26 protein-coding genes, 1 pseudogene and 1 riboswitch are annotated in these 25,319 nt (G+C 42.9%); of the genes and pseudogenes, 20 read left to right on the top strand and 7 right to left on the bottom strand.

The features are described 5' to 3' along the window. Positions 1-13 precede the first annotated feature (13 nt). Genes obgE through pheA form a run of 3 tightly spaced genes read left to right on the top strand, consistent with a single transcriptional unit; the run spans position 14 to position 2,696 of the window. Positions 14-1,300 (top strand): GTPase ObgE, encoded by a 1,287-nt coding sequence (gene obgE, locus C6Y01_RS08020; protein ID WP_034661626.1) that lies wholly within the window; start codon positions 14-16, stop codon positions 1,298-1,300. Positions 1,301-1,355: 55 nt separating this feature from the next. Then, positions 1,356-1,799 carry an ACT domain-containing protein gene (locus C6Y01_RS08015; protein ID WP_003216269.1) on the top strand — a complete coding sequence of 148 codons (444 nt, stop codon included), beginning with the start codon at positions 1,356-1,358 and terminating at the stop codon, positions 1,797-1,799. Between the two features lie 18 nt (positions 1,800-1,817). Further along, the gene (gene pheA, locus C6Y01_RS08010) at positions 1,818-2,696 is read left to right on the top strand and encodes a prephenate dehydratase (RefSeq protein WP_034661622.1); all 879 of its coding nucleotides are present in this window, start codon (positions 1,818-1,820) and stop codon (positions 2,694-2,696) included. A 22-nt stretch (positions 2,697-2,718) separates the two neighbouring features. Here pheA and C6Y01_RS08005 read toward each other — a convergent pair whose 3' ends face one another. Then, positions 2,719-3,261 (bottom strand): transcription repressor NadR, encoded by a 543-nt coding sequence (locus tag C6Y01_RS08005; RefSeq protein ID WP_034661619.1) that lies wholly within the window; start codon positions 3,259-3,261, stop codon positions 2,719-2,721. 3 nt (positions 3,262-3,264) lie between these two features. Continuing rightward, a complete protein-coding gene (locus tag C6Y01_RS08000) occupies positions 3,265-4,407 on the bottom strand; it encodes an IscS subfamily cysteine desulfurase (protein WP_170938408.1) in 1,143 nt (380 codons plus the stop codon). Positions 4,408-4,504: 97 nt separating this feature from the next. Between C6Y01_RS08000 and nadB the strand changes: the two genes are divergently transcribed. From nadB to C6Y01_RS07975, 5 genes are all read left to right on the top strand, one after another. Continuing rightward, the gene (nadB, locus tag C6Y01_RS07995; RefSeq protein WP_106038026.1) at positions 4,505-6,076 is read left to right on the top strand and encodes an L-aspartate oxidase; all 1,572 of its coding nucleotides are present in this window, start codon (positions 4,505-4,507) and stop codon (positions 6,074-6,076) included. Beyond that, entirely contained in the window at positions 6,058-6,921 is an 864-nt protein-coding gene (nadC, locus tag C6Y01_RS07990; protein ID WP_034661605.1) for a carboxylating nicotinate-nucleotide diphosphorylase, read from the top strand. Before nadB ends, nadC begins: the two co-directional genes overlap by 19 nt. Continuing rightward, positions 6,908-8,017 (top strand): quinolinate synthase NadA, encoded by a 1,110-nt coding sequence (gene nadA, locus C6Y01_RS07985; protein ID WP_034661601.1) that lies wholly within the window; start codon positions 6,908-6,910, stop codon positions 8,015-8,017. Before nadC ends, nadA begins: the two co-directional genes overlap by 14 nt. 131 nt (positions 8,018-8,148) lie before the next feature. Continuing rightward, positions 8,149-9,465: a SafA/ExsA family spore coat assembly protein gene (gene safA / locus C6Y01_RS19295; protein ID WP_106038025.1), complete on the top strand. Its 1,317-nt coding sequence runs from the start codon at positions 8,149-8,151 to the stop codon at positions 9,463-9,465. Between the two features lie 324 nt (positions 9,466-9,789). Next, on the top strand, positions 9,790-10,407 hold the full coding sequence (locus C6Y01_RS07975) for a YhcN/YlaJ family sporulation lipoprotein (RefSeq protein WP_034661594.1): 618 nt from the start codon (positions 9,790-9,792) through the stop codon (positions 10,405-10,407). 48 nt (positions 10,408-10,455) lie between these two features. Here the strand turns inward: C6Y01_RS07975 and C6Y01_RS07970 are convergent. Continuing rightward, a pseudogene (locus tag C6Y01_RS07970) lies at positions 10,456-10,971 on the bottom strand (lysine transporter LysE). A gap of 240 nt (positions 10,972-11,211) precedes the next feature. Then, a riboswitch (TPP riboswitch) is annotated at positions 11,212-11,320 on the top strand. Positions 11,321-11,446: 126 nt separating this feature from the next. Between C6Y01_RS07970 and thiC the strand changes: the two are divergent. Continuing rightward, complete coding sequence (gene thiC / locus C6Y01_RS07965; RefSeq protein WP_106038024.1) at positions 11,447-13,207, top strand: phosphomethylpyrimidine synthase ThiC; 1,761 nt, start codon at positions 11,447-11,449, stop codon at positions 13,205-13,207. A 36-nt stretch (positions 13,208-13,243) separates the two neighbouring features. Here thiC and C6Y01_RS18915 read toward each other — a convergent pair whose 3' ends face one another. Then, entirely contained in the window at positions 13,244-13,390 is a 147-nt protein-coding gene (locus C6Y01_RS18915; protein ID WP_162839368.1) for a hypothetical protein, read from the bottom strand. Positions 13,391-13,581: 191 nt separating this feature from the next. On the opposite strand from C6Y01_RS18915, the gene C6Y01_RS07960 reads away from it, so the two are divergent. After that, positions 13,582-13,764: a hypothetical protein gene (locus tag C6Y01_RS07960; protein WP_003216799.1), complete on the top strand. Its 183-nt coding sequence runs from the start codon at positions 13,582-13,584 to the stop codon at positions 13,762-13,764. A gap of 32 nt (positions 13,765-13,796) precedes the next feature. Here C6Y01_RS07960 and C6Y01_RS07955 read toward each other — a convergent pair whose 3' ends face one another. Further along, positions 13,797-14,441, bottom strand: a complete 645-nt coding sequence (locus C6Y01_RS07955; protein WP_034661587.1) for a serine/threonine protein kinase — start codon at positions 14,439-14,441, stop codon at positions 13,797-13,799. 237 nt (positions 14,442-14,678) lie between these two features. On the opposite strand from C6Y01_RS07955, the gene C6Y01_RS07950 reads away from it, so the two are divergent. The 7 genes from C6Y01_RS07950 (at position 14,679) to yajC (ending at position 19,696) form a co-directional block, all read left to right on the top strand. Further along, positions 14,679-15,179: an intercompartmental signaling factor BofC gene (locus C6Y01_RS07950; RefSeq protein WP_181185478.1), complete on the top strand. Its 501-nt coding sequence runs from the start codon at positions 14,679-14,681 to the stop codon at positions 15,177-15,179. Positions 15,180-15,327: 148 nt separating this feature from the next. Next, positions 15,328-15,933 carry a Holliday junction branch migration protein RuvA gene (ruvA, locus tag C6Y01_RS07945; protein ID WP_034661580.1) on the top strand — a complete coding sequence of 202 codons (606 nt, stop codon included), beginning with the start codon at positions 15,328-15,330 and terminating at the stop codon, positions 15,931-15,933. An 11-nt stretch (positions 15,934-15,944) separates the two neighbouring features. Further along, a complete protein-coding gene (gene ruvB / locus C6Y01_RS07940) occupies positions 15,945-16,949 on the top strand; it encodes a Holliday junction branch migration DNA helicase RuvB (RefSeq protein WP_106038023.1) in 1,005 nt (334 codons plus the stop codon). Beyond that, positions 16,942-17,142 (top strand): DUF2905 domain-containing protein, encoded by a 201-nt coding sequence (locus C6Y01_RS07935; RefSeq protein ID WP_106038022.1) that lies wholly within the window; start codon positions 16,942-16,944, stop codon positions 17,140-17,142. Before ruvB ends, C6Y01_RS07935 begins: the two co-directional genes overlap by 8 nt. Positions 17,143-17,176: 34 nt before the next feature. After that, positions 17,177-18,205, top strand: coding sequence for a tRNA preQ1(34) S-adenosylmethionine ribosyltransferase-isomerase QueA (queA, locus tag C6Y01_RS07930; protein ID WP_106038021.1), 1,029 nt, complete (start codon positions 17,177-17,179; stop codon positions 18,203-18,205). Positions 18,206-18,236: 31 nt separating this feature from the next. Beyond that, positions 18,237-19,382 (top strand): tRNA guanosine(34) transglycosylase Tgt, encoded by a 1,146-nt coding sequence (tgt, locus tag C6Y01_RS07925; protein ID WP_034661568.1) that lies wholly within the window; start codon positions 18,237-18,239, stop codon positions 19,380-19,382. A gap of 47 nt (positions 19,383-19,429) precedes the next feature. Then, entirely contained in the window at positions 19,430-19,696 is a 267-nt protein-coding gene (gene yajC, locus C6Y01_RS07920; RefSeq protein WP_003216659.1) for a preprotein translocase subunit YajC, read from the top strand. 49 nt (positions 19,697-19,745) lie between these two features. Here yajC and C6Y01_RS07915 read toward each other — a convergent pair whose 3' ends face one another. Then, positions 19,746-20,123, bottom strand: coding sequence for a TIGR04086 family membrane protein (locus C6Y01_RS07915; protein WP_034661565.1), 378 nt, complete (start codon positions 20,121-20,123; stop codon positions 19,746-19,748). A gap of 165 nt (positions 20,124-20,288) precedes the next feature. Between C6Y01_RS07915 and C6Y01_RS07910 the strand changes: the two genes are divergently transcribed. Beyond that, positions 20,289-20,951 carry a DUF421 domain-containing protein gene (locus C6Y01_RS07910; RefSeq protein ID WP_034661562.1) on the top strand — a complete coding sequence of 221 codons (663 nt, stop codon included), beginning with the start codon at positions 20,289-20,291 and terminating at the stop codon, positions 20,949-20,951. Position 20,952: 1 nt separating this feature from the next. Here C6Y01_RS07910 and spoVB read toward each other — a convergent pair whose 3' ends face one another. Further along, on the bottom strand, positions 20,953-22,503 hold the full coding sequence (gene spoVB, locus C6Y01_RS07905) for a stage V sporulation protein B (protein WP_034661559.1): 1,551 nt from the start codon (positions 22,501-22,503) through the stop codon (positions 20,953-20,955). 115 nt (positions 22,504-22,618) lie between these two features. On the opposite strand from spoVB, the gene C6Y01_RS07900 reads away from it, so the two are divergent. Then, the gene (locus tag C6Y01_RS07900) at positions 22,619-22,915 is read left to right on the top strand and encodes a post-transcriptional regulator (protein ID WP_003216788.1); all 297 of its coding nucleotides are present in this window, start codon (positions 22,619-22,621) and stop codon (positions 22,913-22,915) included. Between the two features lie 41 nt (positions 22,916-22,956). Continuing rightward, entirely contained in the window at positions 22,957-25,185 is a 2,229-nt protein-coding gene (secDF, locus tag C6Y01_RS07895) for a protein translocase subunit SecDF (RefSeq protein ID WP_034661556.1), read from the top strand. The last annotated feature ends 134 nt before the right edge of the window (positions 25,186-25,319 follow it).

Raw genomic sequence — 25,319 nt, 5'->3', positions numbered from 1 at the left:
AACGGAGGAAGTTATGTTTGTAGATCAGGTTAAAGTGTATGTTAAAGGCGGTGACGGCGGAAACGGTATGGTGGCGTTCCGTCGTGAAAAATATGTGCCAAAAGGCGGACCAGCTGGCGGCGACGGCGGAAATGGTGCAGATGTTGTATTTGAAGTAGACGAAGGACTCAGAACGTTGATGGACTTTCGTTATAAGCGCCATTTTAAGGCGGATCGCGGCGAGCATGGAATGAGTAAAAACCAGCATGGCCGAAATGCGGAAGAAATGATTGTCAAAGTTCCGCCCGGTACGGTCGTGACAGATGCAGAGACGGAACAAGTACTCGCTGACTTAACAGAGCATGGACAGCGGGCAGTCATTGCAAAAGGCGGACGAGGCGGACGTGGAAATTCACGTTTCGCAACACCGGCAAACCCTGCACCGCAGCTTTCTGAAAACGGTGAGCCGGGAAAAGAACGTGACGTCATCTTAGAACTAAAAGTACTTGCAGATGTTGGACTTGTTGGTTTCCCAAGTGTCGGGAAGTCGACACTGCTTTCAATTGTCTCTTCTGCGAAACCGAAAATTGCGGATTATCATTTCACAACGCTTGTGCCGAACCTAGGAGTTGTCGAAACAGATGATAACCGAAGCTTCGTCATGGCGGATCTGCCAGGACTGATCGAAGGAGCGCACGAAGGCGTTGGCTTAGGTCATCAATTTTTACGCCACATTGAGCGGACACGGGTTATTGTCCATGTCATTGATATGTCAGCACTTGAAGGGCGTGACCCGTACGAAGATTATGTGACGATTAATGAAGAGCTTGAGCAATACAATATGAGATTGACTGAGCGTCCACAAATCATTGTAGCGAACAAAATGGACATGCCAGAAGCAGCTGACAATCTAGCGGCATTTAAAGAAAAATTAACGGATGACTATAAAGTGTTCCCAATTAGTGCGATCACAAGAGAAGGGCTTCGTGAGCTTTTATTTGAAATCGCCAATCAGCTTGAAACAACACCGGAATTCCCGCTCTATAATGAAGAGGAACTGTCTGATAACCGCGTGATGTACAGGTTTGATGAGGGAGACGCGCCATTTGAGATCACAAGAGATCCTGACGGTACGTTTGTCATAACGGGTAAAGCACTTGAGCGACTGTTTAAGATGACAGATTTCTCAAGAGACGAGTCCGTGAAACGATTCTCTAGACAACTGCGCGGAATGGGTGTCGATGATGCCTTGCGTGAGCGTGGTGCAAAAGACGGCGACATCATTCGTCTGCTTGAATTTGAATTTGAATTTATTGATTGATCAAAAGGAGGGTCCAGTCCATGGGCTCTCCCGTTTTTAAAAGGGGAGAAAACAGGTGAAAGAAGAAACGTTCTATTTAGTAAGAGAGGATGTCCTTCCAGATGCGATGCGAAAAACGCTTGAAGTCAAAAAGCTTCTCGATCGCAAAAAAGCGGATTCAGTTGCCGATGCTGTTCAACAAGCGGATTTAAGCCGCAGTGCTTTTTATAAATACAGAGATGCTGTTTTTCCATTTTATACGATGGTGAAAGAGCAGATCATCACATTGTTTTTCCACCTTGAGGATCGGTCTGGGGCTCTGTCAAGGCTGCTTCAAATTGTGGCGGACTCTGGCTGTAATGTGTTATCCATTCACCAAACGATTCCGCTGCAGGGAAGAGCGAATGTCACCCTATCCATTAGCACGGCTGGTATGGCAGATGATATCAATACAGTCATGAATCAATTAAGAAAACTTGAATTTGTCGAAAAAGTTGAAATTCTAGGTTCTGGGGCGTAAAAGGAGAGATCATAGCAGATGAAGCAATTAACTGTAGGTTATTTTGGACCAGAGGCAACATTTACTCATTTGGCCGTATGCTCTTGCTTTCCAGCAGATGCAGTGCAGCGTGCCTATGCAACGATTCCGCAATGTATGGATGCTGTGTCAAAAGGCGAAGTCGATTTGGCGGTCGTTCCACTTGAAAATGCACTCGAAGGATCTGTGAACTTAACGATTGATTATTTAATTCATGAGGAAGCGCTGTCCATTGTTGGTGAAATGACAGCACCGATTCGGCAGCATTTGCTTGTCCACCCATCAAGAGCGGAAAGCTGGGAGACATTAGATGTGATCCAATCACATCCGCACGCGATTGCCCAGTGCCATCAATTTCTGAAAAAACAGTACCCAGATATTCCGCACCGTCCGGTAGAATCAACAGGCTATGCAGCCAAATATATCAGTGAGCATCCGGATGAGGCTGCTGGGGCCATTGCCAATGAAATTGCCGCGCAAACATATGGTTTAACGATTGCAAAAAAAGACATTCATGATTATCCGCACAATCATACACGCTTTGTTATTTTACATAAAGATCCTAAGGCGTCGTTCCCAATGAATGCTGGGTTCTCATCGAAGCCAAAAACGACCATTGTCGTCAGTCTGCCAAAGGATGACCAATCAGGTGCATTGCATCGCGTGTTATCTGCTTTTTCTTGGCGGAATCTCAACTTGTCAAAAATTGAATCTCGTCCGACAAAAACGGGTCTTGGACACTATTTATTTATAATAGATATTGAAAAAGAAATGGATGATGTCCTTGTCCCTGGCGCGATTCAGGAATTAGAAGCGATTGGCTGTGAGGTCAAACTGCTCGGCAGCTACCAAACATATGAACTAACGAATGAAAAATAGTGTCCCTTGCAGGACACTTTTTTTAGTCTTTAATTAAAAAACCAGCGTCATCGAGTGCTTGAATGGCTTGGTTAAGCTGCTTTTGACTGTAAGAAGTGAGTGTATGTAAATGCACGCCGTCTGTTAGTTCTGACAAGTAGGAGGCGCCCGTGTTAGAAATGTGATGGACGAAATCAGCTACTTGCTTGCGAGTGCTGACGCGAATAGAGGCCGTTAGTTCACCGTAAACGGGGTGCTCTATGATCACATCTTTCACCGTCACACCAAAGTCTACAATCAAGGTTAGTTCCTCTTCTGTACGAACAGGATTATGCTTGCAGGCGATGATTTGTTCAATTTCTCTTTCTGGCGCATGCTGCGGTGCCATATATACATAGCCTTGACTTGTAGCAATAATGGGTTCGTTTTTTGCTTTCAATAGTGACATATCTTGTACAATGACTTGTCGAGAGACAGCCGCCTTTTTAGCCAAAAAGCTTCCGGTGAGCGGTGAATCTGTTTCTTTCAGCCACTCTAAAATGGCGTTTCTTCTCTCTTCGCCAATGAGTTTCCTCTCTTGCTCCACGTCTTATGCTCCTTTCTTCTCCTTTTGCAATTGTTCAAATGTATGCAAAAGCTGATCGATGTCCTCTTTTGATGACTTCGATCCAAATGATACTCGAATGAATTGAAGAGCATCACGATCTGATACGTGCAATGCCTTCACAGCCGGGGAAGGATGGTGATAACCAGAAGCACATGCGCTTCCAGTCGATATACAAACCCCATGCCGGTTACATGCTAACATTACATATTGTCCTTCAAACCCTTCAAAAAAACAACCAATAATATGAGGCAGCATGCGGCGATTGCCATTGTTTTGAAGTGTACGAACAGGAAGCTGTCTCATTTTCAGCTGCTGAAGAAAATAATCACGAAGCTGCTCATTCTGTCGTTGCTGCTCATCCAGCTTAAGCATCAATTGTTCACTCGCAGCAGCAAAAGCACCGATGCATGGAACGTTCACTGTTCCAAGGCGGAAGCCACCTTCCTGAACTGCACCTGAATATAAAGGCTTCCAAGGAACATGAGCGCTCATATAGACAGCACCAGCTCCTTTAGGTGCATACACTTTATGGCTAGAGATGGACACGGCATCAACCCCAAGCTCCTTGATGGACACACGAATCTTTCCGAATGTTTGCACGGCATCTGTATGAAAAAGAATGTGTCTTTCTTTTAAAAGGGGTGCTAATTCAGCGAGCGGCTGGATAATCCCTGTTTCTGAATTAGCATGCTGAATAGATACTAGTCCTGTTTCAGGCAATAATGCTTCTTTGAGAATGTCCTGAGTGATGATCCCATCTTGATTCGGTTCAATGATTGTGACCTTCACGCCAAGACGCTCTAAGCTACTAACCGCGTGATGAACAGAAGGGTGCTCTACAGAAGTTGTGATGACATGCTGCCTGTGTGCTGGCAGACCATTTGCGATCGATTGAATCGCCAGAAGATTGGATTCTGTTCCGCCGCTTGTAAAGTAGATGCCGTCTGGTTCGCCCTCAAGAATGGCAGCGAATGATTGTCTGCTGTAAGTCAGTATGTCATTTGCTCTTCCACCTGCATCATGAAGACTGCTTGCATTCCCGTAGCAATCTTGACTTAGCTGCTGAAAAACATGCAGTGCTTCCTCTGAAACAGGTGTAGAAGCTGCGTAATCTAAATAAACCAATCCATCCATCTCCTATGAGAAAATTTTTTCTTGTATTTATTGTAGTGTTGTGTAATGATATGTGTCAAGACAGGTGTAAATGACAGGAGGGGCGAAGGTGTCATCAATCAAAAAAGTCATTGTGGTGGGATCAGGCATTGCAGCGCTTTCCTTTGCAAAAACCATTTCAGAAAGCTGCCAAGTTATCATGATGACAAAAAAACAATTTTCCTCTAGTAATTCCATGCTTGCACAAGGAGGAATCGCTGCTGCCTTTTCAGCACAGGATTCAGTTCATCAGCATGTACAAGACACATTAGCTGCCGGCTGTGATCACAATGATGAGAGGGCGGTACAAGAGATCGTAAGTCTTGGAAAGCAATTGGTGGAGCAGCTCGTAGAAGAAGGCTGTCCATTTGATCAAACGGAGACGGGCGAGCCGCAATTAGGTAAAGAGGGGGCACATACGACTCATCGCATTTTGCATGCAGGAGGAGACCAAACAGGCAAAACACTCGTGCAGTATTTAAAAAGTCAGCTTGGCTCACATATTCATTTATACGAATATCACCATGTCATTGATCTATTGGTCCATGAAGGAACCTGCATGGGTGTGGTGTGGAAAGACGAGAAAGGACACGTCCATACCATGACCGCAGATGCAGTTGTTTTATCCACGGGCGGCTGCGGCTCCCTATATGAAACAAACACAAATGACCCTTCTGTAACAGGAGACGGACTGATGATGGCCTATCGAGCCGGGGCACAATTAGCAGATCTTGAATTTGTTCAATTCCATCCCACCCTCTTGACGATCGCTGGAAAAGCAGTCGGTCTCGTTTCAGAGGCAGTCCGGGGAGAGGGAGCCTATTTAGAAGATGAAACAGGCAGGAGGATGATGAAAGGCATTCACCCACAAGCTGATTTAGCGCCTAGAGATGTGGTCGCTAGAGCTATTTTTCATGAGCAGCAATTAGGTCATGATCTGTATCTCAATATCAGCGAAATTCCACATTTCTCAGTTCGTTTTCCAGCCATTGCTGAAATGTGTGAACGGGCAGGTATCGATTTGGCAAGCGGCAGGCTCCCAGTTTCCCCTGGTATGCATTTTTTAATGGGCGGAATCTGCGTGAATGAATATGGAGAAACCACTGTTCCATCTCTTTTTGCTATCGGAGAAGCGGCCTGTACAGGATTACACGGAGCGAACCGATTAGCGAGTAATTCTCTCTTGGAAGGTCTCGTTTTAGGAAACAAAGCGGCACGGAGAATTGAACAGGTACCTAAACAGAAAAAAACAGTCCCATCTTTTTCTATTCAAGAAGTATGGTCCGTCCCAGCGATTTCAGAGGATCAGTTGAGACAATGGATGATGACATATGTCGCAATTGTAAGAGACGAAAAAGGGCTAAAGACCTTGCTTCAAGTATTACAGCAAGTCCCTTATCAGCAAACAAATGTGAAGAATATCACAAGTGAACAGATCGAATTAAGCAATCAATGGGCATTAGCGATTTGCCTTGTGAAGTCTGCATTACTTCGTACAGAAAGCAGAGGTGGCCATTTTCGAATGGATTATCCAAATCGGAATGATGCTTTGTGGCGGGGCATGCAGATTGTCCATGAAAAAGGCCACATTCATATGATGAAAAATGAAAGGATCGGTGCCAAATGGAACGTTTACAGTTAAAACAAATGATGACTCATTTTTTCACAGAAGATATTGGCTTTGGAGATGTATCAGCTGATGCCATTTTTGGAGAAAAGAAAGGAACAGCATACATCATCGCAAAACAATCGGGTGTATTGGCAGGTTCTCAAGTCATTGACATAGGGTACCGCCTGCTGAATGAACAGATTCAAGCTGAGTTGTTTTTTGAGGAAGGTGATTGGATTCATTCAGGCGCTGTGCTGGCGAAAATAAAGGGGCCGGTCAGCGACTTATTAAAAGGAGAAAGGGTCATTTTGAATGTCTTGCAGCGCATGACAGGTATCGCCACATTAACACATGAAGCGGTGCAGCGATTAGCGGATCCGTCGATTACGATTTGTGATACGAGAAAAACGACTCCCGGCTTGCGTATGTTAGAGAAATATGCTGTGAAGACAGGGGGCGGAAAGAATCATCGCTTCGGCTTATCAGATGGGGTGATGATTAAAGATAATCATATTGCCGCATGCGGCTCTATTCGTGAAGCTGTAGAGAAAGCAAGAGCATATGCGGGTCATATGGTGAAAATTGAAGTAGAAATTGAATCAGAAACGCAGCTAAAGGAAGCCATTGATGCAAAAGCCGATGTCATCATGTTTGACAACTGCTCTCCGGACGAGGTAAAACGTTTTAAACAAATGACACCGGAGACAATTCTGACTGAGGCTTCAGGAGGCATCACGCTTGAGACATTGCCAAGTTACAGAGGGACAGGTGTCGACCTTATTTCACTTGGTTTTCTGACACATTCTGTTCCAGCATTTGATTTTAGTATGAATATGGAATTCAGTCATAAAGGGGGAACAACTCATGTCACTGCTTGATGTACTTGCGAAACAACATGCAGCCATGATGCCAGAAGAATATAAACACCGATCTGTTGAAGAGATGAAGCAGCGTGTGTTAGACATTAAACGATCCTTTGGATCAAAACTCTTTATACCAGGGCATCATTATCAAAAGGATGAAGTCATCCAATTCGCAGATGCAACAGGAGATTCATTGCAGCTCGCACAAATAGCCGCGGACAACAAGGAAGCGGAGTACATTGTTTTCTGCGGTGTTCACTTCATGGCTGAAACGGCAGACATGCTGTCAAACAAGAATCAAAAGGTCCTATTGCCAGATATGAGAGCAGGCTGTTCAATGGCAGATATGGCGAACATGAAACAAACGGATAGAGCATGGGAGCAGCTCACTGATCTGTTTGGGGAGACAATTCTTCCACTTACGTATGTCAACTCAACAGCTGATATTAAAGCATTTGTCGGAAAGCATGGCGGGGCCACTGTGACATCATCAAACGCTAAAAAAGTGCTGGAGTGGGCGCTCACACAAAATGAGCGCATTCTGTTTCTCCCTGATCAGCATTTAGGGCGTAATACGGCATTCGATTTAGGCATTTCACTAGAAGAAATGGCTGTCTGGGATCAAATAGAAGAAAAGCTCATCACCGATCAGCCGCTTTCCCGCATCAAGATGATTTTATGGAAAGGCCATTGCTCTGTCCATGAGAAATTTACGGTGCGGAATATTGAAGAAACGAGAAAAAGAGACCGTGACATTCAAATCCTTGTCCATCCAGAATGCACGCATGAAGTCGTCAGGGCTTCTGATCTTGCCGGTTCAACGAAATTTATTATTGATACGATTAAGGAAGCGCCAGCAGGAAGCAAGTGGGCGATTGGAACAGAGATGAATTTAGTCAAGCGGATAATAGATCAGCATCCAGATAAACAAATTGAATCCCTCAATCCGGATATGTGTCCATGTTTGACCATGAATCGGATCGATCTTCCTCATTTGTTATGGTCACTAGAAAGCATTGAGAAAGGTGATCCGGTCGGTTTGATTCAGGTCAATGAAGACATTACCAAAGAGGCTTTACTTGCACTGAATAAAATGCTCGCCATTAAATAATAAATCAGCCCCTCCTATCAGAAAACAAGTTTTTATCATATCGGCTTGTAAATAGGCATAAATTTATGGTGAAACATATTGTACTTCTGACATAACCGTTACGTTCACGTTTTGCATAGGAGGGGAAAACGTTGAAAATTCATATTGTGCAAAAAGGAGACTCCCTTTGGAAAATTTCAAAGAAATACGGAGTCGACTTTCAAGAATTGAAAAAACTAAATTCACAACTCAGTAACCCAGATTTGATCATGCCGGGTATGAAGATCAAGATTCCATCTAGTGGTGTTCCTGTAAAAACAGATCATCACAAAGCAAAAGAAATGCCAAAGCCGAAAGAACATCCGTATGTGAAAGAAAAGCCAAAAGATGTCGTGCAAGTGCAAGATACGAAGCCGAAAGAAAAGCCAAATGAACCGGTACCTTATGTACCGCCAGTGCCAAAGATCGAGCATCCAGTTTTTCCACAAGTCGATGTGAACTATTATCAGACCAATCTCTACCAGCCATTCACGCCTCCTCCCAAAAAAGAACATCATGAGAAAAAAGATTACGTTCATGAAAAGAAAGATCATGTTCATGACAAAAAGGATCACAAAGATCATGTTCATCATGAAAATAAGGACTATAAAGATAACAAAGAACATTTTTATGATGAAAATAAGGACCATAAAGATAATAAGGAACATTTTCTTCATGAAAATAAGGACTATAAAGATAACAAAGAACATTTTTATGATGAAAATAAAGGCCATCTAAAAGATGAAGTGGCAAAGGGGTATGATCCGTTTATTCATATTCCGCATCAAAAGGAGGAGGGAAAAGATATGGAGCAAAGCAATTACCCAAACCTTCCTAATTTCCCGCAAATGCCGAATGTTGGAGGCGCAGCGGTAGGAGGAATGGCTGAGAATAAAGAGCATCATCACCATCACCAGCATCATGACTCATATGATCCTTATTATGGTTTTGGTCATGGACATTACATGCCGGCAATGTATCCATACCCGCAACAAATGGTGCCAGCATCGCCAATTTTACCAGGTTCAGGTCTTTGTTATCCTGTCCAGCCATATTATCACCATCACATGATGCCATATCCATACCCAGCTCAGCCGTATTATCCTGCGTATCAAGCGCCAGCTTATTACGGGGAACATTATGAACATCATGCACATCATGCAAACGATGGGCATCACTGGCACCACCATATGCACCCAAATGACAATGCGAACGTGAATCAAGGCTTTTATCCAAACGTTTCAAATGAAGCTTATGGCAAGGAAGACTGCGGATGTGATGATGGCATGAAGCAGCATCAGCCGTGGCCAGGACATTATCCGAATCCTGTTCCTTATGGCCAAATGGGGGGGTATCCAGCTCAGCCTTATATGCAGCCATATCCAGGTCAATCTGTTTTTGCAAGGCCAGAAGAAGACGAAGAAGAGTAATGACAGAAGGAACGATCTCAATCGTTCCTTTCAGCGTGTAGACAAACCCTCGCATTCGGTGTCAGGTCTGCGCTCCGGTGCTCACGAATGTCAAATTCGCTCCGCTCCGGTACTCGTCCTTCCTAGACTGCAAAGGTTTTCAAGTCACGCTGAAAAAGAGACAAAGGGCTAAAATAAAGATCATTTTAACAATCTGGAAGGAACGATCTCAATCGTTCCTTTTTTTGTTTATAACTGACAGCTTGATTTTTCCCCAAACTGTACATGCTAAAACAGAGCCTGTTTCGCGCTCATGAGATTGAATTTGTACAGGGGGTTTTTCGTTTGAGACAAAAATGGCAAAAAACGATCGCATTAGTGCTTCTTCCTATTGGGTTAACGGCATGTGGTACAAATGATAATGCAGGTGTAGATACACGTCATAATCAATCAGGTCAGCCAGTCGGATATCATTCGAATAACCGTGCGGCTGACAATAATCAAGATCATCAAGGGCCAGTTTCTGAACTCATGGAGGGGATGAACGGTGGGAACACAACGAATGTTGATTATCGCACCCGTCCTCAAACCGATGATCGAATGCCTCTCGCAGGTGGAGATGGACGCTACAGTCATGGAGATATGAACTATCATAACCAAATGTCGTTCTCTGGCTACGATAAACAAGAGAACGTCCAGCGTTCAAGAAAAATTGCCAACCGGGTCAATAAAATGAACCACGTTGCAGACTCACAGGTGATGGTGACAGATGAAAATGTGTATATTGCCATTAAATCAGATGGACGTCTGACGTCAGAGGGCGTATCACAAGTTGAAGAAGCAGCGACTCGTTATGCGGATGGAAGAGCTGTCCAAGTCATTAAAGACGAGGGTGCTTTCACACGCTTTAGAGATATGAGAAGAACACAATTTGAAACAGGCCAAACAGGCATGACTCGATAGGTTGGAGAATAAGAAAGGCTAAAGTTCCTCAAGAACTTTAGCCTTTTCTTAAAAATAACCCTTGATGCCTGTATAAAATTCGTAAAAGAAATAACAGCCAAATCCAAGTAATAAAATACCAGCAATAATGAAGGTCCCTTTGATCATCGTTCGATTCATCACTTTTCTTGTTAAGGATACAAGGGGGAGAAGACAGATGTCATGAAGGAGAATCCCTGCCAAAATACCGCCTGAAGCCAGCATAAATTCAGATGAATCTGTTTTTGGATATGCATCTGCCAGTACAGGGGATACCGCGACAAGCAAGCCGTTTCTGTACGTTTTTGCGAATGATTTATTGACTTTTTCGCCAGCTAAATGGATGTCTTGATCCGAATTATTAAGAATACTGCTCCGATCAGCCAGAGCGGGATTTGGACAAATGGCAGTGATAAAAACTGAGCAAATTCAGCATCCATCAAAGAATCCGTTTTTTAATCCCTGTTTTGTCATTTCAACCGTGATCGCTCCAACTGGCAGAGCAATTGACAATCCTACGACGATAAATGCGAGAAATATTTGCAATCGACTAGAACTTCCTTTGGAAAAGTTTGTATAAAAATTCTCAGTTTAGATTAACTATACATATTAGGAGAAAAGGATCAATGATTATTTCATATTTTATCGAAATGATTGGGAGAGATGATGTATATAAAGGTGCATATCAAGCTTGCTGTATCTCTTTTGTAGTGGAAAGGAACTATTTTCCTAAAACTTCTTTTTTTCATGGCATCTCTATGCTACACTGTTGTGGAAATCAATAAATAATGTGACTAGGGGTGCCCGCAGTTGGGCTGAGAGAGAAGTGTATGCTTCTTAACCCTTTGGACCTGATCTGGCTCGTACCAGCGTGGGGAAGTTGAAGATGATACATGGGTCATATGGATGACATTCATGTTTATTTCTGTCGACGAAACCAGGTTCTGTTCATAGAGCCTGGTTTTTTGCTGGTGCTGATTCCATCCTGTCCGGTGACAAGAAGAGAAGGAGAGAACAGCAAATGAAAGAAAAGAAAAATACCCCAACAACTCAATCCTTATTATCAAGCTTTGACGGCAGCCGAAAGGTGTATGAGAAAGGATCAAGACCTGACATTTTAGTGCCAAAAAGGGAGATTGCTCTCTCAAAAACTGTGACACAGGCGGGGAACATTCAAAATGAACCGATTCGTGTGTACGATACGAGTGGACCGTACACCGATGAGAGAGCCCATATTGATGTCACTAAGGGATTAAAACGCCTTAGGGTAGCATGGATCGAAGAAAGAGGGGATACAGAAAGCTATGAAGGGCGCCATGTGAAACCAGAAGATAACGGATATCGTTCTAAGGAAAAAGAGTCCTTTCATCATGTTCATACTGATTTTCATCATGAGCCGCTCCGCGCAAAACAAGGTGCCTGTGTGACGCAAATGCATTATGCAAAAAAAGGTATTGTGACGCCTGAAATGGAGTTTATCGCGTTAAGAGAAGAGCTAAGCCCTGAGTTTGTGAGAGAGGAAGTAGCCAGCGGAAGAGCAGTCATTCCAGCGAATATTAACCATCCTGAAAGTGAACCGATGATTATTGGAAGGCATTTTCACGTCAAAATCAATGCGAATATTGGCAATTCAGCTGTGACATCATCCATTGATGAAGAGGTAGAAAAGATGACATGGGCGATCAGATGGGGTGCAGACACCATGATGGACCTGTCTACAGGAAAGGACATTCATACAACGAGAGAATGGATCATACGGAATTGCCCAGTCCCAGTAGGAACCGTTCCCATTTATCAGGCGCTTGAAAAAGTAAATGGAGTGGCAGAAGATTTGACGTGGGACGTGTACAGAGACACATTAATTGAACAAGCAGAGCAAGGAGTAGACTACTTCACGATTCATGCGGGCGTGAGGTTAAGGTATATTCCGCTGACAGTCGATCGGATGACCGGAATTGTTTCAAGAGGCGGTGCCATTATGGCAAGGTGGTGTCTTGCCCATCATCAAGAGAATTTCCTCTATACCCACTTCGAAGACATTTGTGAGATTATGAAAACGTATGATATTGCTTTTTCACTTGGAGACGGTCTGAGACCAGGCTCGATTGCTGATGCCAATGATGAGGCGCAGTTTGCAGAGCTTGAAACGTTAGGTGAATTGACAGAGATCGCTTGGAAACATGATGTACAGGTGATGATTGAAGGGCCTGGACATGTTCCGATGGATAAAATCAAAGAGAATGTGGACAAGCAAATGGAGATTTGCAAAGAGGCACCATTTTATACGTTAGGGCCTCTTACAACAGATATTGCCCCGGGATATGATCACATTACATCCGCCATCGGTGCGGCCATGATCGGCTGGTATGGAACAGCGATGCTATGTTATGTGACGCCAAAAGAGCATTTAGGTCTGCCGAACAAAGAAGATGTAAGAGAAGGTGTGATTGCCTATAAAATTGCCGCACATGCCGCTGATCTAGCAAAAGGACATCCTGCTGCTCAAAAGCGCGATGATGCTTTATCGAAAGCGAGGTTTGAATTTAGGTGGCGTGACCAATTCCACCTGTCACTTGATCCAGAAAGAGCTATGGCGTTCCATGATGAAACATTGCCTGCGGAAGGCGCTAAGACTGCCCATTTTTGCTCGATGTGCGGACCGAAGTTTTGCAGTATGAAAATTTCACATGATATTCGCAATCAATCAGAAGAAGTGAAAAGAGAGATGGAGAAGAAGGCGAAGGAGTTTATCAGCCAAGGAAGTCAAATTTATTCATCCTAAAAAAAGAACCTCGCACATATGTTGTGCGGGGTTCTATCAGATCGCGGAAAAGGCTTTTCTTAAGATGTGGAAAAATGTCTTTAATGCAATCCCTATCATGTCCAGACTCGGAATGAGGGCATCTGTTAAATGAAAAAAGACGGTTTGTCTTTCGGGAGATGTTCGTTTCTTTTTCCGTTTCATGAAGAGAGCCTCCTTTTTAAATAATATACTTCTTTGCAAAGCAGAGGGATAGAGATGTTGTTTGAATTTAAACAAAATTTAAACTTCTTGTGTTTGAAAGGAAAGAAGGAGGGGAAACGAGTTGAATAGAGAATGAATGAAAAGAGCCGATCTATTTGGCCAGCTAACAAGAAAGAGTGGAAGGTGATCTTATGATGAAAGTATTTAAGGTAACATTTCATATGAACAATGGGGAAGTGCTTGATTTCGAGCTAAAACGCCCAGCTACCTATGATGTGTATAAGAAAATTGAAGAAGCCAATCATTGGTTTAAGCTGAATAATGAAATCATTAACTTATTAAATGTGAATAGCATCCACGTAGAAACAGATTAAAACAGAAAGCCGCTCTCTCTGAGCGGCTTTCATTATGCAGAAAAATCATTTCGATTATTAAGCTGACCGCGGGACAGCCAGTTCTTTTTATACAAATAAGCAATCACTTCAAGCCATAGACGCGGTGCTTTTTTAGGGAAAAAAGGTTTTTGATAATAAGCGTAAGCGGCTTTTAAATCATTCCATTGATGGCATGCTTTTGTTTGTGTGAAACGGGCTACGTCGATGACCCTGACCTGGCCTTCCTTTGTTAAGATCAGATTCCGCAGATGGATATCAGAAGGATTCAATCCTTTCTCGCGTGCTTCTTCTAGCGCATCATCGACTTGTTCAATCATTTGTTTTTTAATAGGTATCCCCTTTGTGAGGCATTCATAGAATGTGTAGCCTTTAATATATTCCATTAAAATATACTGATCCCCAGATTCATAAATCTCAGGGTAGTAAGACGAACCAGAAAGTTTTTCATAAATGGCGGCTTCTTTGCGGGCAATATGTTGATAAGAAGGGAAAAAGACTTTTAGTGCCATTTTCTTGCCGTCTTTTTTGTATGAAAAGACATAGGCACTTCTTCCTTTGCCGCACAGTTCAAGCTCTGCCGGTTTAAAGGCAAGCTTATGAAGACGTTTATCTTCATGATACTGAATCGATTCGGCTAATCTTTTAACATCTGACATTGACTTCACCTTCTTTGGTTTCAGTTTATGCGGCTGAAAAACGAATGATGAAAAAACCGAGTCATTCGATAAGCAATGGATTGTATAAAACATACCATTTACGAATGAAGGATACAACGAAAGACTCTTCCCATATATTCATTCATCGATTTGGTTAATGTTTAGAAAAATGGGTCAAACTACATATGTCATGCATCGATCTCATGTTCTAAAGAGGTGTAAATAGTGAAAGTGAAGATGAAATGTTTCGTTACAGGACTTATCATGACAAGTGTGCTATTTTTCGCTGCGGATATGGAAGGAAAAGAACACTTGCAAAAGCAGTCAAACTCTATCACCGTGCAGCTTGAAAAAGTCTATCTAGACGGAGATGTGAGTATTGAAAGACACCGGGCATCATTAGAAGACAAAGACACATTCTGGGCACAGTATAAAGGCTGGACGCTAGTAGAACAGAGAGAGGATTTTGCGCTTTTTAGAAAGCAAATTGATGATATCTCTCCATTAAGTAAAGCAAATGGATATATCGGGTTATCAGAGGACGGTGTGATTTCTACGTTTCATGGAAGGCCTGACGGCTGGGCGGAGCCTATTCATCTCTTTTTTCAAATTGATACGTCCCGTTTAGAAAGTCATGTGGAGGAGCAGCTTGAGCAAGGCATTCCTTTTCGAACAAAGGATGAATTTGAGCATGTGCTTGAAGTCATGAAGCCTTACCGAAATGAAATATCGTTTTAAAGCGTGTAACAGCTTGCTGGTGTGAAGGCCGCAAGCTGTTTTTCGTGGTTTCATCGTAAAAATGCATTGAGCGAACGTATGTTAACTTTTATTGCGGTTTTCTTCTCGATTTATGTTACAATGAAGAACAGTCAAAGAGGTGAAAACGGTGATAGAGTTTGTAAAAGGGACCATTGATTATGTGTGCCCGCAATATGTTGTCATTGAAAACGGCGGAGTGGGATATCAAGTCTATACCCCAAACCCGTTTATCTATCAAGTAAACAAACAAGAAACGATTTATACGTATCATTACATAAAGGAAGACGCTTTTTCGTTATATGGATTTCAAACGCGAGAAGAAAAAGCGCTGTTCACAAAACTGTTAAATGTCACGGGGATTGGGCCGAAGGGGGCTCTAGCGATTCTTGCTTCCGGTGATCCTGGCGCTGTCATTTCAGCGATAGAACGTGAAGATGAAGCGTTCCTGATTAAGTTCCCTGGTGTTGGCAAAAAGACAGCTCGCCAAATCATTCTCGATCTAAAAGGAAAGCTAGCCGATGTCGTACCGGAAATGATTGGCAACCTATTTAATCACGAGGACCATATTCAGGTCGAAACGCAGCAAACGGCATTAGACGAAGCGCTTGAAGCCTTACATGTTCTTGGATACGGTGATCGTGAAATTAAAAAGGTTCTTCCATTATTAAAAGAAGAAAAGAATCTCACAACCGATCAATATGTGAAAAAAGCTTTACAAAAAATGTTGAAATAGGGTGATGTCTCATGGATGAACGGCTCGTCTCAACTGAAGCAGACAACCATGAATCAGCCATTGAGCAAAGTCTGCGGCCACAGACACTTAGCCAATATATCGGTCAGCAAAAAGTAAAAGATAACCTCAGTGTGTTTATTGAAGCTGCCCGCATGAGGCAGGAAACACTCGATCACGTCCTTTTATATGGACCGCCTGGACTCGGGAAAACAACGCTTGCGTCGATTATCGCCAATGAAATGAATGTTCAGCTGCGTACAACATCTGGACCAGCGATTGAACGTCCTGGCGATTTGGCGGCAATCTTAACTTCTCTTGAGCCAGGTGATGTGTTGTTTATAGATGAAATTCATCGCTTGCAGCGCTCAATTGAGGAAGTGCTTTATCCGGCAATGGAGGATTTTTGTTTAGATATCGTCATTGGCAAAGGAGATACAGCGCGCTCTGTACGGCTTGATTTACCGCCATTTACACTTGTAGGTGCCACGACCCGTGTAGGGCTTTTAACAGCACCGCTTCGTGACAGGTTTGGGGTACATGCAAGATTGGAATACTATGAGCAAAGAGATTTGGCTCACATTGTGGCAAGAACAGCCGAGCTGTTTGAGATTGGGATCGACCTTCGCTCAGCCGAAGAGATCGCAAGACGTTCCCGGGGCACGCCAAGGGTTGCCAATCGTCTGCTCAGAAGAGTAAGAGATTTTGCGCAGGTGCTTGGGAATCATGCGATTACCGAGGACATTGCGGAAGATGCCCTTGAGCGCCTTCAAGTCGACAGGCTTGGCCTGGATCATATAGACCATAAGCTGCTTTTAAGTATGATCGAAAAATTTAGAGGCGGTCCTGTTGGGCTTGATACAATCTCAGCGACAATTGGAGAAGAATCACATACGATTGAAGATGTGTACGAACCGTATTTACTGCAAATTGGTTTCCTGCAAAGAACACCAAGAGGACGGGTCGTCACAAGAGAAGCGTATGAACATTTTCAAATGGAGGTTCCGATTCGTGAATGAATTCCCTAAAATATTGATGATTTTAGGTGGTGTCCTTTTTGCCGCAGGATTAGTATTTCAATTGGTTGGTAAGCTTCCAGGTGATATTTTTGTGAAAAAAGGAAATGTGACGTTCTTTTTTCCTGTGATCACATGCATTGCCATTAGCATTGTGCTAACCATATTACTTAATATCTTTGGACGGATGAAATAACGTTAACTAGTTAACTACAGAATAGGTGAAGGAAATGAAGCTAGAACTATTTGATTTTGATTTACCAGAAAGATTGATTGCACAAGTGCCGCTTGAAAAACGAGATGCATCAAGACTGATGGTCTTAAACAAACAAACGGGTGCGATGACACATGATACATTCTCACAAATCACCGATTATTTTCAAACGGGTGATTGTCTCGTTTTAAACAATACACGCGTTCTGCCTGCACGTTTGTTTGGAATGAAAGAGGATACAGGTGCAAAAGTTGAACTTCTTCTATTAAAACAAGAAGAGGGAGACAACTGGGAAACACTTGTAAAACCAGCCAAACGGGTGAAAAAAGGAACGGTTATCACATTTGGTGATGGACGGCTTCAAGCGGTATGTACAGAAGAGATGGAACATGGCGGAAGAAAAGTTAAGTTTCAGTATACCGGCATTTTTTATGAAGTGCTTGAATCCCTCGGTGAGATGCCGCTGCCTCCTTATATTAAAGAGCAGCTTGAGGATCGTGAACGCTATCAAACGGTGTATTCAAAAGAGGTTGGCTCCGCTGCTGCTCCAACTGCTGGTCTTCACTTTACAAACGAGCTGCTGGATGCGCTGAAAGCAAAAGGTGTGCATATAGCTTTCATTACACTGCACGTGGGGCTTGGTACTTTTCGTCCGGTCAGTGCAGAACGTATTGAAGAACACGAAATGCACGCAGAGTTTTACGAAATGAATGAAGAAACAGCTGAAGAGCTCAATCGCGTTCGCAAGGAAGGCGGACGGATTATTTCAGTTGGGACAACGTCAACGAGAACGCTCGAAACCATTGCAAGTGCGCATGACGGCGAATTCAAAGCGTCAAGCGGCTGGACGTCAATCTTTATTTACCCAGGCTATACATTCAAGGCCATTGATGGCATGATCACGAATTTCCATCTGCCAAAATCCTCGTTAATCATGCTTGTCAGCGCATTAGCTGAACGAGAGCATGTACTAAAAGCGTACAATGAGGCTGTAAAAGAGGAATACCGATTCTTCAGCTTTGGCGATGCCATGCTGATTCAATAACATCATACAACAAAGACAGGAGGGCTCATTTTTGTCGCAATTACCGATACGTTATGAGTTCATTAAAACATGCAAACAAACAGGTGCACGACTAGGACGCGTTCATACACCGCACGGCTCCTTTGAAACACCTGTATTTATGCCGGTAGGTACACTGGCTACAGTCAAAACGATGGCACCTGAAGAACTAAAGGCAATGGATGCAGGCATCATCTTAAGCAATACGTACCACCTATGGCTCCGTCCGGGTCATGACATTGTGAAAGAAGCAGGCGGGCTGCACAAATTTATGAACTGGGATCGAGCGATTCTGACCGATTCAGGCGGATTCCAAGTATTCTCTTTGAGTGAATTTAGAAAAATTGAAGAAGAAGGCGTCCACTTCCGTAATCACTTAAACGGAGACAAGCTGTTCCTTTCTCCTGAAAAGGCCATGGACATCCAAAATGCGCTTGGCTCTGATATTATGATGGCATTTGATGAATGTCCGCCATATCCAGCAGAGTACGACTACATGAAACGTTCTGTGGAGCGGACAAGCAGATGGGCAGAGCGCTGTCTAGAAGCGCACCAGCGTCCAGAGGATCAAGGGCTGTTTGGAATTGTCCAAGGCGGAGAATACGAAGAGCTTCGTAAACAAAGTGCAAAAGATCTGGTTTCACTTGATTTCCCAGGCTACGCCATCGGAGGCTTATCTGTTGGTGAACCAAAAGATGTGATGAACCGTGTACTGGAGTTCACAACGCCATTGTTACCGGCAGACAAACCAAGGTACTTAATGGGTGTCGGCTCACCAGATTCCTTAATTGACGGTGCCATTCGCGGTGTAGATATGTTTGACTGCGTGCTGCCAACGCGAATTGCAAGAAACGGCACCTTGATGACAAGCGAAGGACGTCTTGTTGTGAAAAATGCAAAATATGAGCGTGATTTCAGACCAATCGATGAAAATTGTGACTGCTACACATGTAAAAACTACACACGCGCCTATATTAGACATTTAATCCGAACAAATGAAACGTTCGGAATTCGATTAACAACTTATCATAATCTTCATTTTCTGTTAAAATTAATGGAGCAAGTGAGAGAAGCTATCCGTGAGGATCGTTTAGGTGATTTTAAAGAAGAGTTTTTTGAGCGTTATGGCTTTAACAAACCGAATGCGAAAAACTTTTAACGCATAAACGAAAGGCTTTATAATGCTTTAGAAAGGGGTGAAATAGAATGGATGGTGGTATGGGTTCAATCATTATGATTGTTGTCATGTTTGCTGTGCTTTACTTCTTGTTAATCCGTCCACAGCAAAAGCAACAAAAAGCTGTGCGTCAGATGCAGCAATCTTTATCAAAAGGCGATAAAATCGTCACAATCGGTGGTTTACACGGTGAAATCGACTACATTGATGAATCAAAAGTGGTCATCAAAACTAGCGAGAACAACCGTTTAACTTTCGATCGACGTGCTATTAGAGAATTAGCTGACAAAGGTTAATCCTCCGATACATAGCCATAAAAAAAGAGCGATATGATCCGCTCTTTTTTTATTTGCCTCGAAGATTGACGCCAATCATTCCGCCCAGCATACAAATCCCTAGAAATGCCCCATGATAGATAAACTGCTCTGGTGAAAAGGTTTCTCCAAACCCTAAATATTGAAATAAGAATACAGTGAGAGAAAAGATCATAGAAGTGATCGCGCCAATGAGCCAGCCGCGCTCCTTTGCTTTTCCTCCAGAAATGATCCCTCCTAATAAAAGTGCCACAAAGGACAAAATCATAATCATCCATTTAAACGATGATTCCTGCATACTTGTGAAGGTAAGCATGAGCGATACAAGTAAGCTTGTGACAATCATCACGATAAAAATGGCCATTAAGCCGGATAAAATCCCTTTTCCGATTTGTTTCGTTTCCTGCATGTGATTCGTCTCCTCTCCAATTGACCGAAGCTTGTCTTTTACTAAAATGTATTCACCGTGAAGAAAAAATAGACATGTTTCTCACGATAAAAACAGAGGCTTTCTTTTCTACATAAATAAAGTGTTTTGACACAAGCTATGGTGGAGAAGGAGGGTTTACATCACATGCAGGACATCTTGATTATCTCCATGAGAACAATCATTTTATATTTTCTTGTTTGGTTTATTTTTCGGTTAATGGGCAAGAGAGAAATTGGCGAATTGAGTATTTTAGATCTTGTCATTTTTATGATGATCGCAGAAATTGCAGTTCTCGCCATAGAAGAAGTCGAAGATCACATGTTACATACGGTATGGCCGATCCTGCTGTTAACCTTCATTCAAATCACACTCGCCTACCTTTCATTGAAATTCCAAGGTGTCCGGCGCTTTCTAGACGGCAAACCGACCCTGCTCATCATCAATGGGAAAATCGACGAGGGTGCGATGAGAAAACAGCGATACAATTTTGATGACCTGCTTATTCAATTAAGAGAAAACAACATCGATAGCATTCAGGACGTCTCTTACGCCATTTTAGAGCCATCCGGAAAGCTTGCGGTCGTTGAAAAAGAAAACAAGCACACACACGGAGCGCTTGAGCTGCCACTTATTGCAGATGGTGTTGTACAGCACGATCATCTGAAGCAAATTAATCAAAATGAACAGTGGCTGAAAGATGAGCTTGCCAAAAGGGGCTATCATGAAATTGATCAGATTTCCTACTGCAGCTTTAATCAAAAGACATTTTATATTGATTTGAAAGATGAAGTGATCAAGAAGAGATGAGCTAAAGCAGTTTCCCAATGAATGGGATGCGGCGAAGCTCTTCACGCTTCACTAGCCCTAGACAGATTAATAGAATGACATATAGCATACACGTAACAAAGATCAGCATCACAAGCTCAATAGGGGCAGAAAAGAGCCCGTTTACTTGAGACTTCAGCCAAAGGCTGACAGCCCCGGTGCCGATGATCACAAGAACGCATATCCCATATTCCTTCATTGGTAAATGGATAGGCAGTACTTTACCGACAGTTGCCGCATGAAGCAGCGTGACGAGGACGATGCCGATTAATATCGCGAGTGCTGCCCCCATAATGCCAAAGCCCGGCTGTGAAGCAAGGACAAAAATCATCCCTGTTTTCACAACAGCACCTATCAGACTATTCGTCATCGCCGCACCAGCTAAATTGAGTGCTTGCAGGACAGCTTGAAGCGGCCCTTGAAAATAATATAATAGAAAAAATGGGGCCATGAATTTCACATAGATAGCCGCATGCGATGAACCATACATAAAGAGCGTTAAATCTTCTGCATAAACGAAAAGAATAATACAGGAAATGCCTCCGCTGAGTAGACAAAGACGCATCGCCTGCTTCAGGCGGTATTCGACCGTTTTGCGTTTGTTCTGCTCCATTCCTTCACTGATCGCCGGGACCAATGCAGTGGATAGAGAGTACGTAATAAAGCTAGGCAGTGTCAAAAGGGTCAGCGCAAGACCAGTCAACTCCCCATACTGCCTTGTCGCTTCTACAGCCGCATATCCAGCAATAGCAAGACTTTGCGCGACAACTATCGGCTCTAAAAACCACGAAATATTCCCGATGAAACGGCTGCCTGTTGTTGGCAGGGCAATACTCATCAGCTGCTTAAACGTGTCCTTACCGTCATGAATCGCCTTAAAAAATCGTTTTCGAATACGAATGGTCTTTTTATAACGAAAGGCAATCAGTAAATATGCAAGTGAAATCATCTCTCCAATGACAGATGAAATCATCGCACCAGCTGCCGCGTATTCAATCCCATAAGGAAGGAAAGCTGTTGTACATACTGCCACTAGAGAAATTCTTGCGACCTGTTCCAGTACTTGAGATATGGCAAGCGGGCTCATTTGCTGTCTGCCTTGAAAATATCCTCTCAGCACACTGGAAATGGCGATGACTGGGACAACGGGAGTAATGGCAAGCAGTGGATAGACCGTTCTAGGATCTGTCAGCATATTTTCTGCCATGATGGGTGCAAACCATAAAAAGAGCGGCGTGAATATCAGGCTGAGTGTCCCTGTTATCGCAAGGGACATGACTAGAATACGTTTAGTTTTCTGTTTGTCACCCCGGGCTTCTGCTTCTGCGACAAGCTTGCTAATAGCGACAGGCAGTCCAAATTGTGTCAGCGTCACAGCGAGAAAAAAGGTAGGGGCAGCCATCATATAAAGCCCGACTCCTTCTTCGCCAATGAACCTTGCAATCACAATCCGATTGACAAAACCCAATATTCTCGTGATAAAACCTGCTAAAATTAAAATAATCGTGCCCTTTAAAAACGTTTGCTTCGTCAAATCAAAGATCACCTGCCTTCTCAAACGACATAGAATCATATACAATAAGATATGCGTGTATATCGTCCAAGCATGACAAGTCTCTCGATAAAAACTGAAAAGGGGGAGCATCCCATTGACACAACATCCGGCTGCAATTTACAAAGACCATTTAAAGCCTTTTCTGTTCAGTAAGCTTGAAGAATTCATCGTTTTGGGCTATAAAGATGTAGATTTAGAGGAATTATGGTCATACTTAGAGAATAAGAAGTGGAAGAAAAAACAAGAGTATCCGATTCATGAAATGGTTGCAGATATTTTATCTGTGAAAATTGGCGAATTTATGAACTATGCAACCGTTCAGTCGTTTAAAACGTCTGCTTTTTTGGACAGTGAAGATGGCAAGAATATGCTAGATGAACTGTTGAAATAAGCCATCTTAATGGATTCAGGTGTTTAAGGAGGAAATACATAATGAAAAAAGGGCGCATTCTTGCGTTTTTCTTAGTGGTTCTGTTAATCGGAACTGGCGTAGGCTTACTAACAAAGCCTGTTGCGAAAGATATGACGCTAGGGCTGGATTTGCAGGGTGGATTTGAAGTCCTGTATGATGTACATCCAGTGAAAAAAGAGGACAAGATTACAAATAGTGTCCTCGTCAGTACAGTGGAGGCTTTAAACCGAAGAGCCAATGTGCTAGGTGTAAGTGAACCGAACATCTCGATTGAAGGCAACAATCGTATCCGCGTGCAACTTGCGGGAGTAAAAGATCAAAACAGAGCTAGGGAGATTCTTTCCACTGAAGCACAGCTATCCTTCAGAGATACGAATGATAAAGAACTCCTAAACGGGGCTGACTTGGTCGAAAACAGTGCAAAACAAACATTCAGTCAAACGAATGAGCCAATTGTGACGGTTAAACTAAAGGATGCGAAAAAATTTGGTGACGTCACAAGAAAAGTAGCGGCGATGGCGCCGAATAACCAGCTTGTCATTTGGCTTGATTACCACAAAGGAGATTCCTTCAAAAAAGAAGTCTCAAAATCAAACCACAAGTATGTCTCTGCGCCGAATGTGAACCAAGAAATTAACAGCAGTGACGTGCAAATTGAAGGGAAATTTACTGTCCAAGAGGCAAAGGACCTTGCAAGTATTTTAAATGCTGGGGCATTGCCAGTGAAATTAACAGAAAAATATTCAACATCTGTGAGTGCACAGTTTGGTGAACAAGCACTGAACGAAACGGTGTTCGCAGGAATTGTAGGAATCGCATTTATCTTCTTATTCATGCTGCTTTATTACCGATTACCTGGTCTTATTGCTGTCATCACACTTTCAGCTTATATTTACATTACGCTTCAAGTGTTTGACTGGATGGGTGCAGTCATGACTCTGCCTGGAATTGCGGCACTGATTCTAGGGGTAGGGATGGCTGTTGATGCCAACATTATTACTTATGAGCGGATCAAAGAAGAACTCAAGCTCGGCAAATCTGTCCGTTCTGCTTTTAGATCAGGGAACCGCCGATCATTTGCGACCATCTTTGATGCAAACTTAACAAGTATCATTGCCGGCGGCGTGCTGTTCTTCTTCGGGACAAGCTCTGTAAAAGGATTTGCAACGATGCTCATCCTCTCGATTTTAACAAGCTTTATCACAGCTGTCTTCCTATCAAGATTCCTTCTTGGTCTTCTTGTTGAAAGCCGCTATCTTGACCGGAGAAAAAGCTGGTTTGGTGTTCGTCAAAAAGACATTATGAACATTCACGAAACAACAGAAAATACCGAGCCGAAAACGCCATTTGATAAGTGGGATTTCGTCAGCAAACGTAAAGGATTTATGATTTTCTCAGCTACTATCACCATTGCGGGAATCATCGTTCTTTCCATCTTCAAGCTGAATGCCGGAATTGACTTTACAAGTGGAACTAGAATTGATATCCAAAGTGATCACAAGCTGTCAACTGAACAAATCGAGCAAGACTTTAAAAAACTGGACCTTGAGACAGACAGTGTCGTGTTATCGGGTCAAAAAGAAAATCAGGCAGCAGCGAGATTTGTCGGTGTGCCGAACAAAGAAAAGATTGCTGAAGTGAAAGATTACTTCAAAGATAAATACGGAACGGAGCCGAACGTAAGTACAGTGTCTCCGACTGTTGGAAAAGAACTTGCCCGAAATGCATTATATGCTGTCATCATTGCTTCAATCGGGATCATTTTATATGTATCCATTCGTTTTGAATATAAAATGGCAATTGCAGCGATTATCTCACTACTATATGATGCGTTCTTTATCGTGGCCTTCTTTAGTATTACGCGTTTAGAGGTGGACGTCACCTTCATTGCGGCGATTCTCACAGTCATCGGATATTCGATCAACGACACGATCGTCACCTTTGACAGGGTTCGTGAACAAATGAAGAAACGCAAACCAAAAACCATTGAAGATCTTTCGTACATTGTGAACTTGAGTTTACAGCAAACCTTTACGCGATCTGTCAACACGGTATTAACCGTACTTGTCGTTGTGATCGCACTGCTTATCTTTGGATCAGCATCTATTACAAACTTCTCCATCGCCTTACTTGTCGGTCTGTTAACAGGGGTGTACTCATCTCTATATATCGCAGCGCAAATTTGGCTCATGTGGAAAGGCCGTGAGATGAAAAAACCGGCGAAGATTGATACTGAGCAAGATATTTAATGTAGCGAGACTGCCTAATTGGCAGTCTTTTTCTGTAGTTTCTCCGGATCAGCAGTCGATTCGAAAAAAACATTTCGGGTTTCATTGATCTTGAAATGGTCTTTTGCTATAATGACATACGTTTAGATCAGTAT

The organism is Bacillus sp. NMCC46 (genome assembly GCF_002998465.1).
In the GTDB taxonomy this organism is placed as follows: Bacteria; Bacillota; Bacilli; order Bacillales; family Bacillaceae; genus Bacillus.
Note: the sequence above shows the minus strand (reverse complement) of the source record. Positions and strands in the feature narration are given on the sequence as shown.

Excerpts from the sequence above, each read along its gene's own strand:
- obgE (WP_034661626.1), top strand. The coding sequence starts at position 14 with ATGTTTGTAGATCAGGTTAAAGTGTATGTTAAAGGCGGTGACGGCGGA.
- pheA (WP_034661622.1), top strand. The coding sequence starts at position 1,818 with ATGAAGCAATTAACTGTAGGTTATTTTGGACCAGAGGCAACATTTACT.
- nadC (WP_034661605.1), top strand. The coding sequence starts at position 6,058 with ATGGAACGTTTACAGTTAAAACAAATGATGACTCATTTTTTCACAGAA.
- nadA (WP_034661601.1), top strand. The coding sequence starts at position 6,908 with ATGTCACTGCTTGATGTACTTGCGAAACAACATGCAGCCATGATGCCA.
- thiC (WP_106038024.1), top strand. The coding sequence starts at position 11,447 with ATGAAAGAAAAGAAAAATACCCCAACAACTCAATCCTTATTATCAAGC.
- C6Y01_RS18915 (WP_162839368.1), bottom strand. The coding sequence starts at position 13,390 with ATGAAACGGAAAAAGAAACGAACATCTCCCGAAAGACAAACCGTCTTT.
- C6Y01_RS07960 (WP_003216799.1), top strand. The coding sequence starts at position 13,582 with ATGATGAAAGTATTTAAGGTAACATTTCATATGAACAATGGGGAAGTG.
- C6Y01_RS07955 (WP_034661587.1), bottom strand. The coding sequence starts at position 14,441 with ATGTCAGATGTTAAAAGATTAGCCGAATCGATTCAGTATCATGAAGAT.
- C6Y01_RS07950 (WP_181185478.1), top strand. The coding sequence starts at position 14,679 with ATGAAATGTTTCGTTACAGGACTTATCATGACAAGTGTGCTATTTTTC.
- ruvB (WP_106038023.1), top strand. The coding sequence starts at position 15,945 with ATGGATGAACGGCTCGTCTCAACTGAAGCAGACAACCATGAATCAGCC.
- queA (WP_106038021.1), top strand. The coding sequence starts at position 17,177 with ATGAAGCTAGAACTATTTGATTTTGATTTACCAGAAAGATTGATTGCA.
- yajC (WP_003216659.1), top strand. The coding sequence starts at position 19,430 with ATGGATGGTGGTATGGGTTCAATCATTATGATTGTTGTCATGTTTGCT.
- C6Y01_RS07915 (WP_034661565.1), bottom strand. The coding sequence starts at position 20,123 with ATGCAGGAAACGAAACAAATCGGAAAAGGGATTTTATCCGGCTTAATG.
- C6Y01_RS07910 (WP_034661562.1), top strand. The coding sequence starts at position 20,289 with ATGCAGGACATCTTGATTATCTCCATGAGAACAATCATTTTATATTTT.
- secDF (WP_034661556.1), top strand. The coding sequence starts at position 22,957 with ATGAAAAAAGGGCGCATTCTTGCGTTTTTCTTAGTGGTTCTGTTAATC.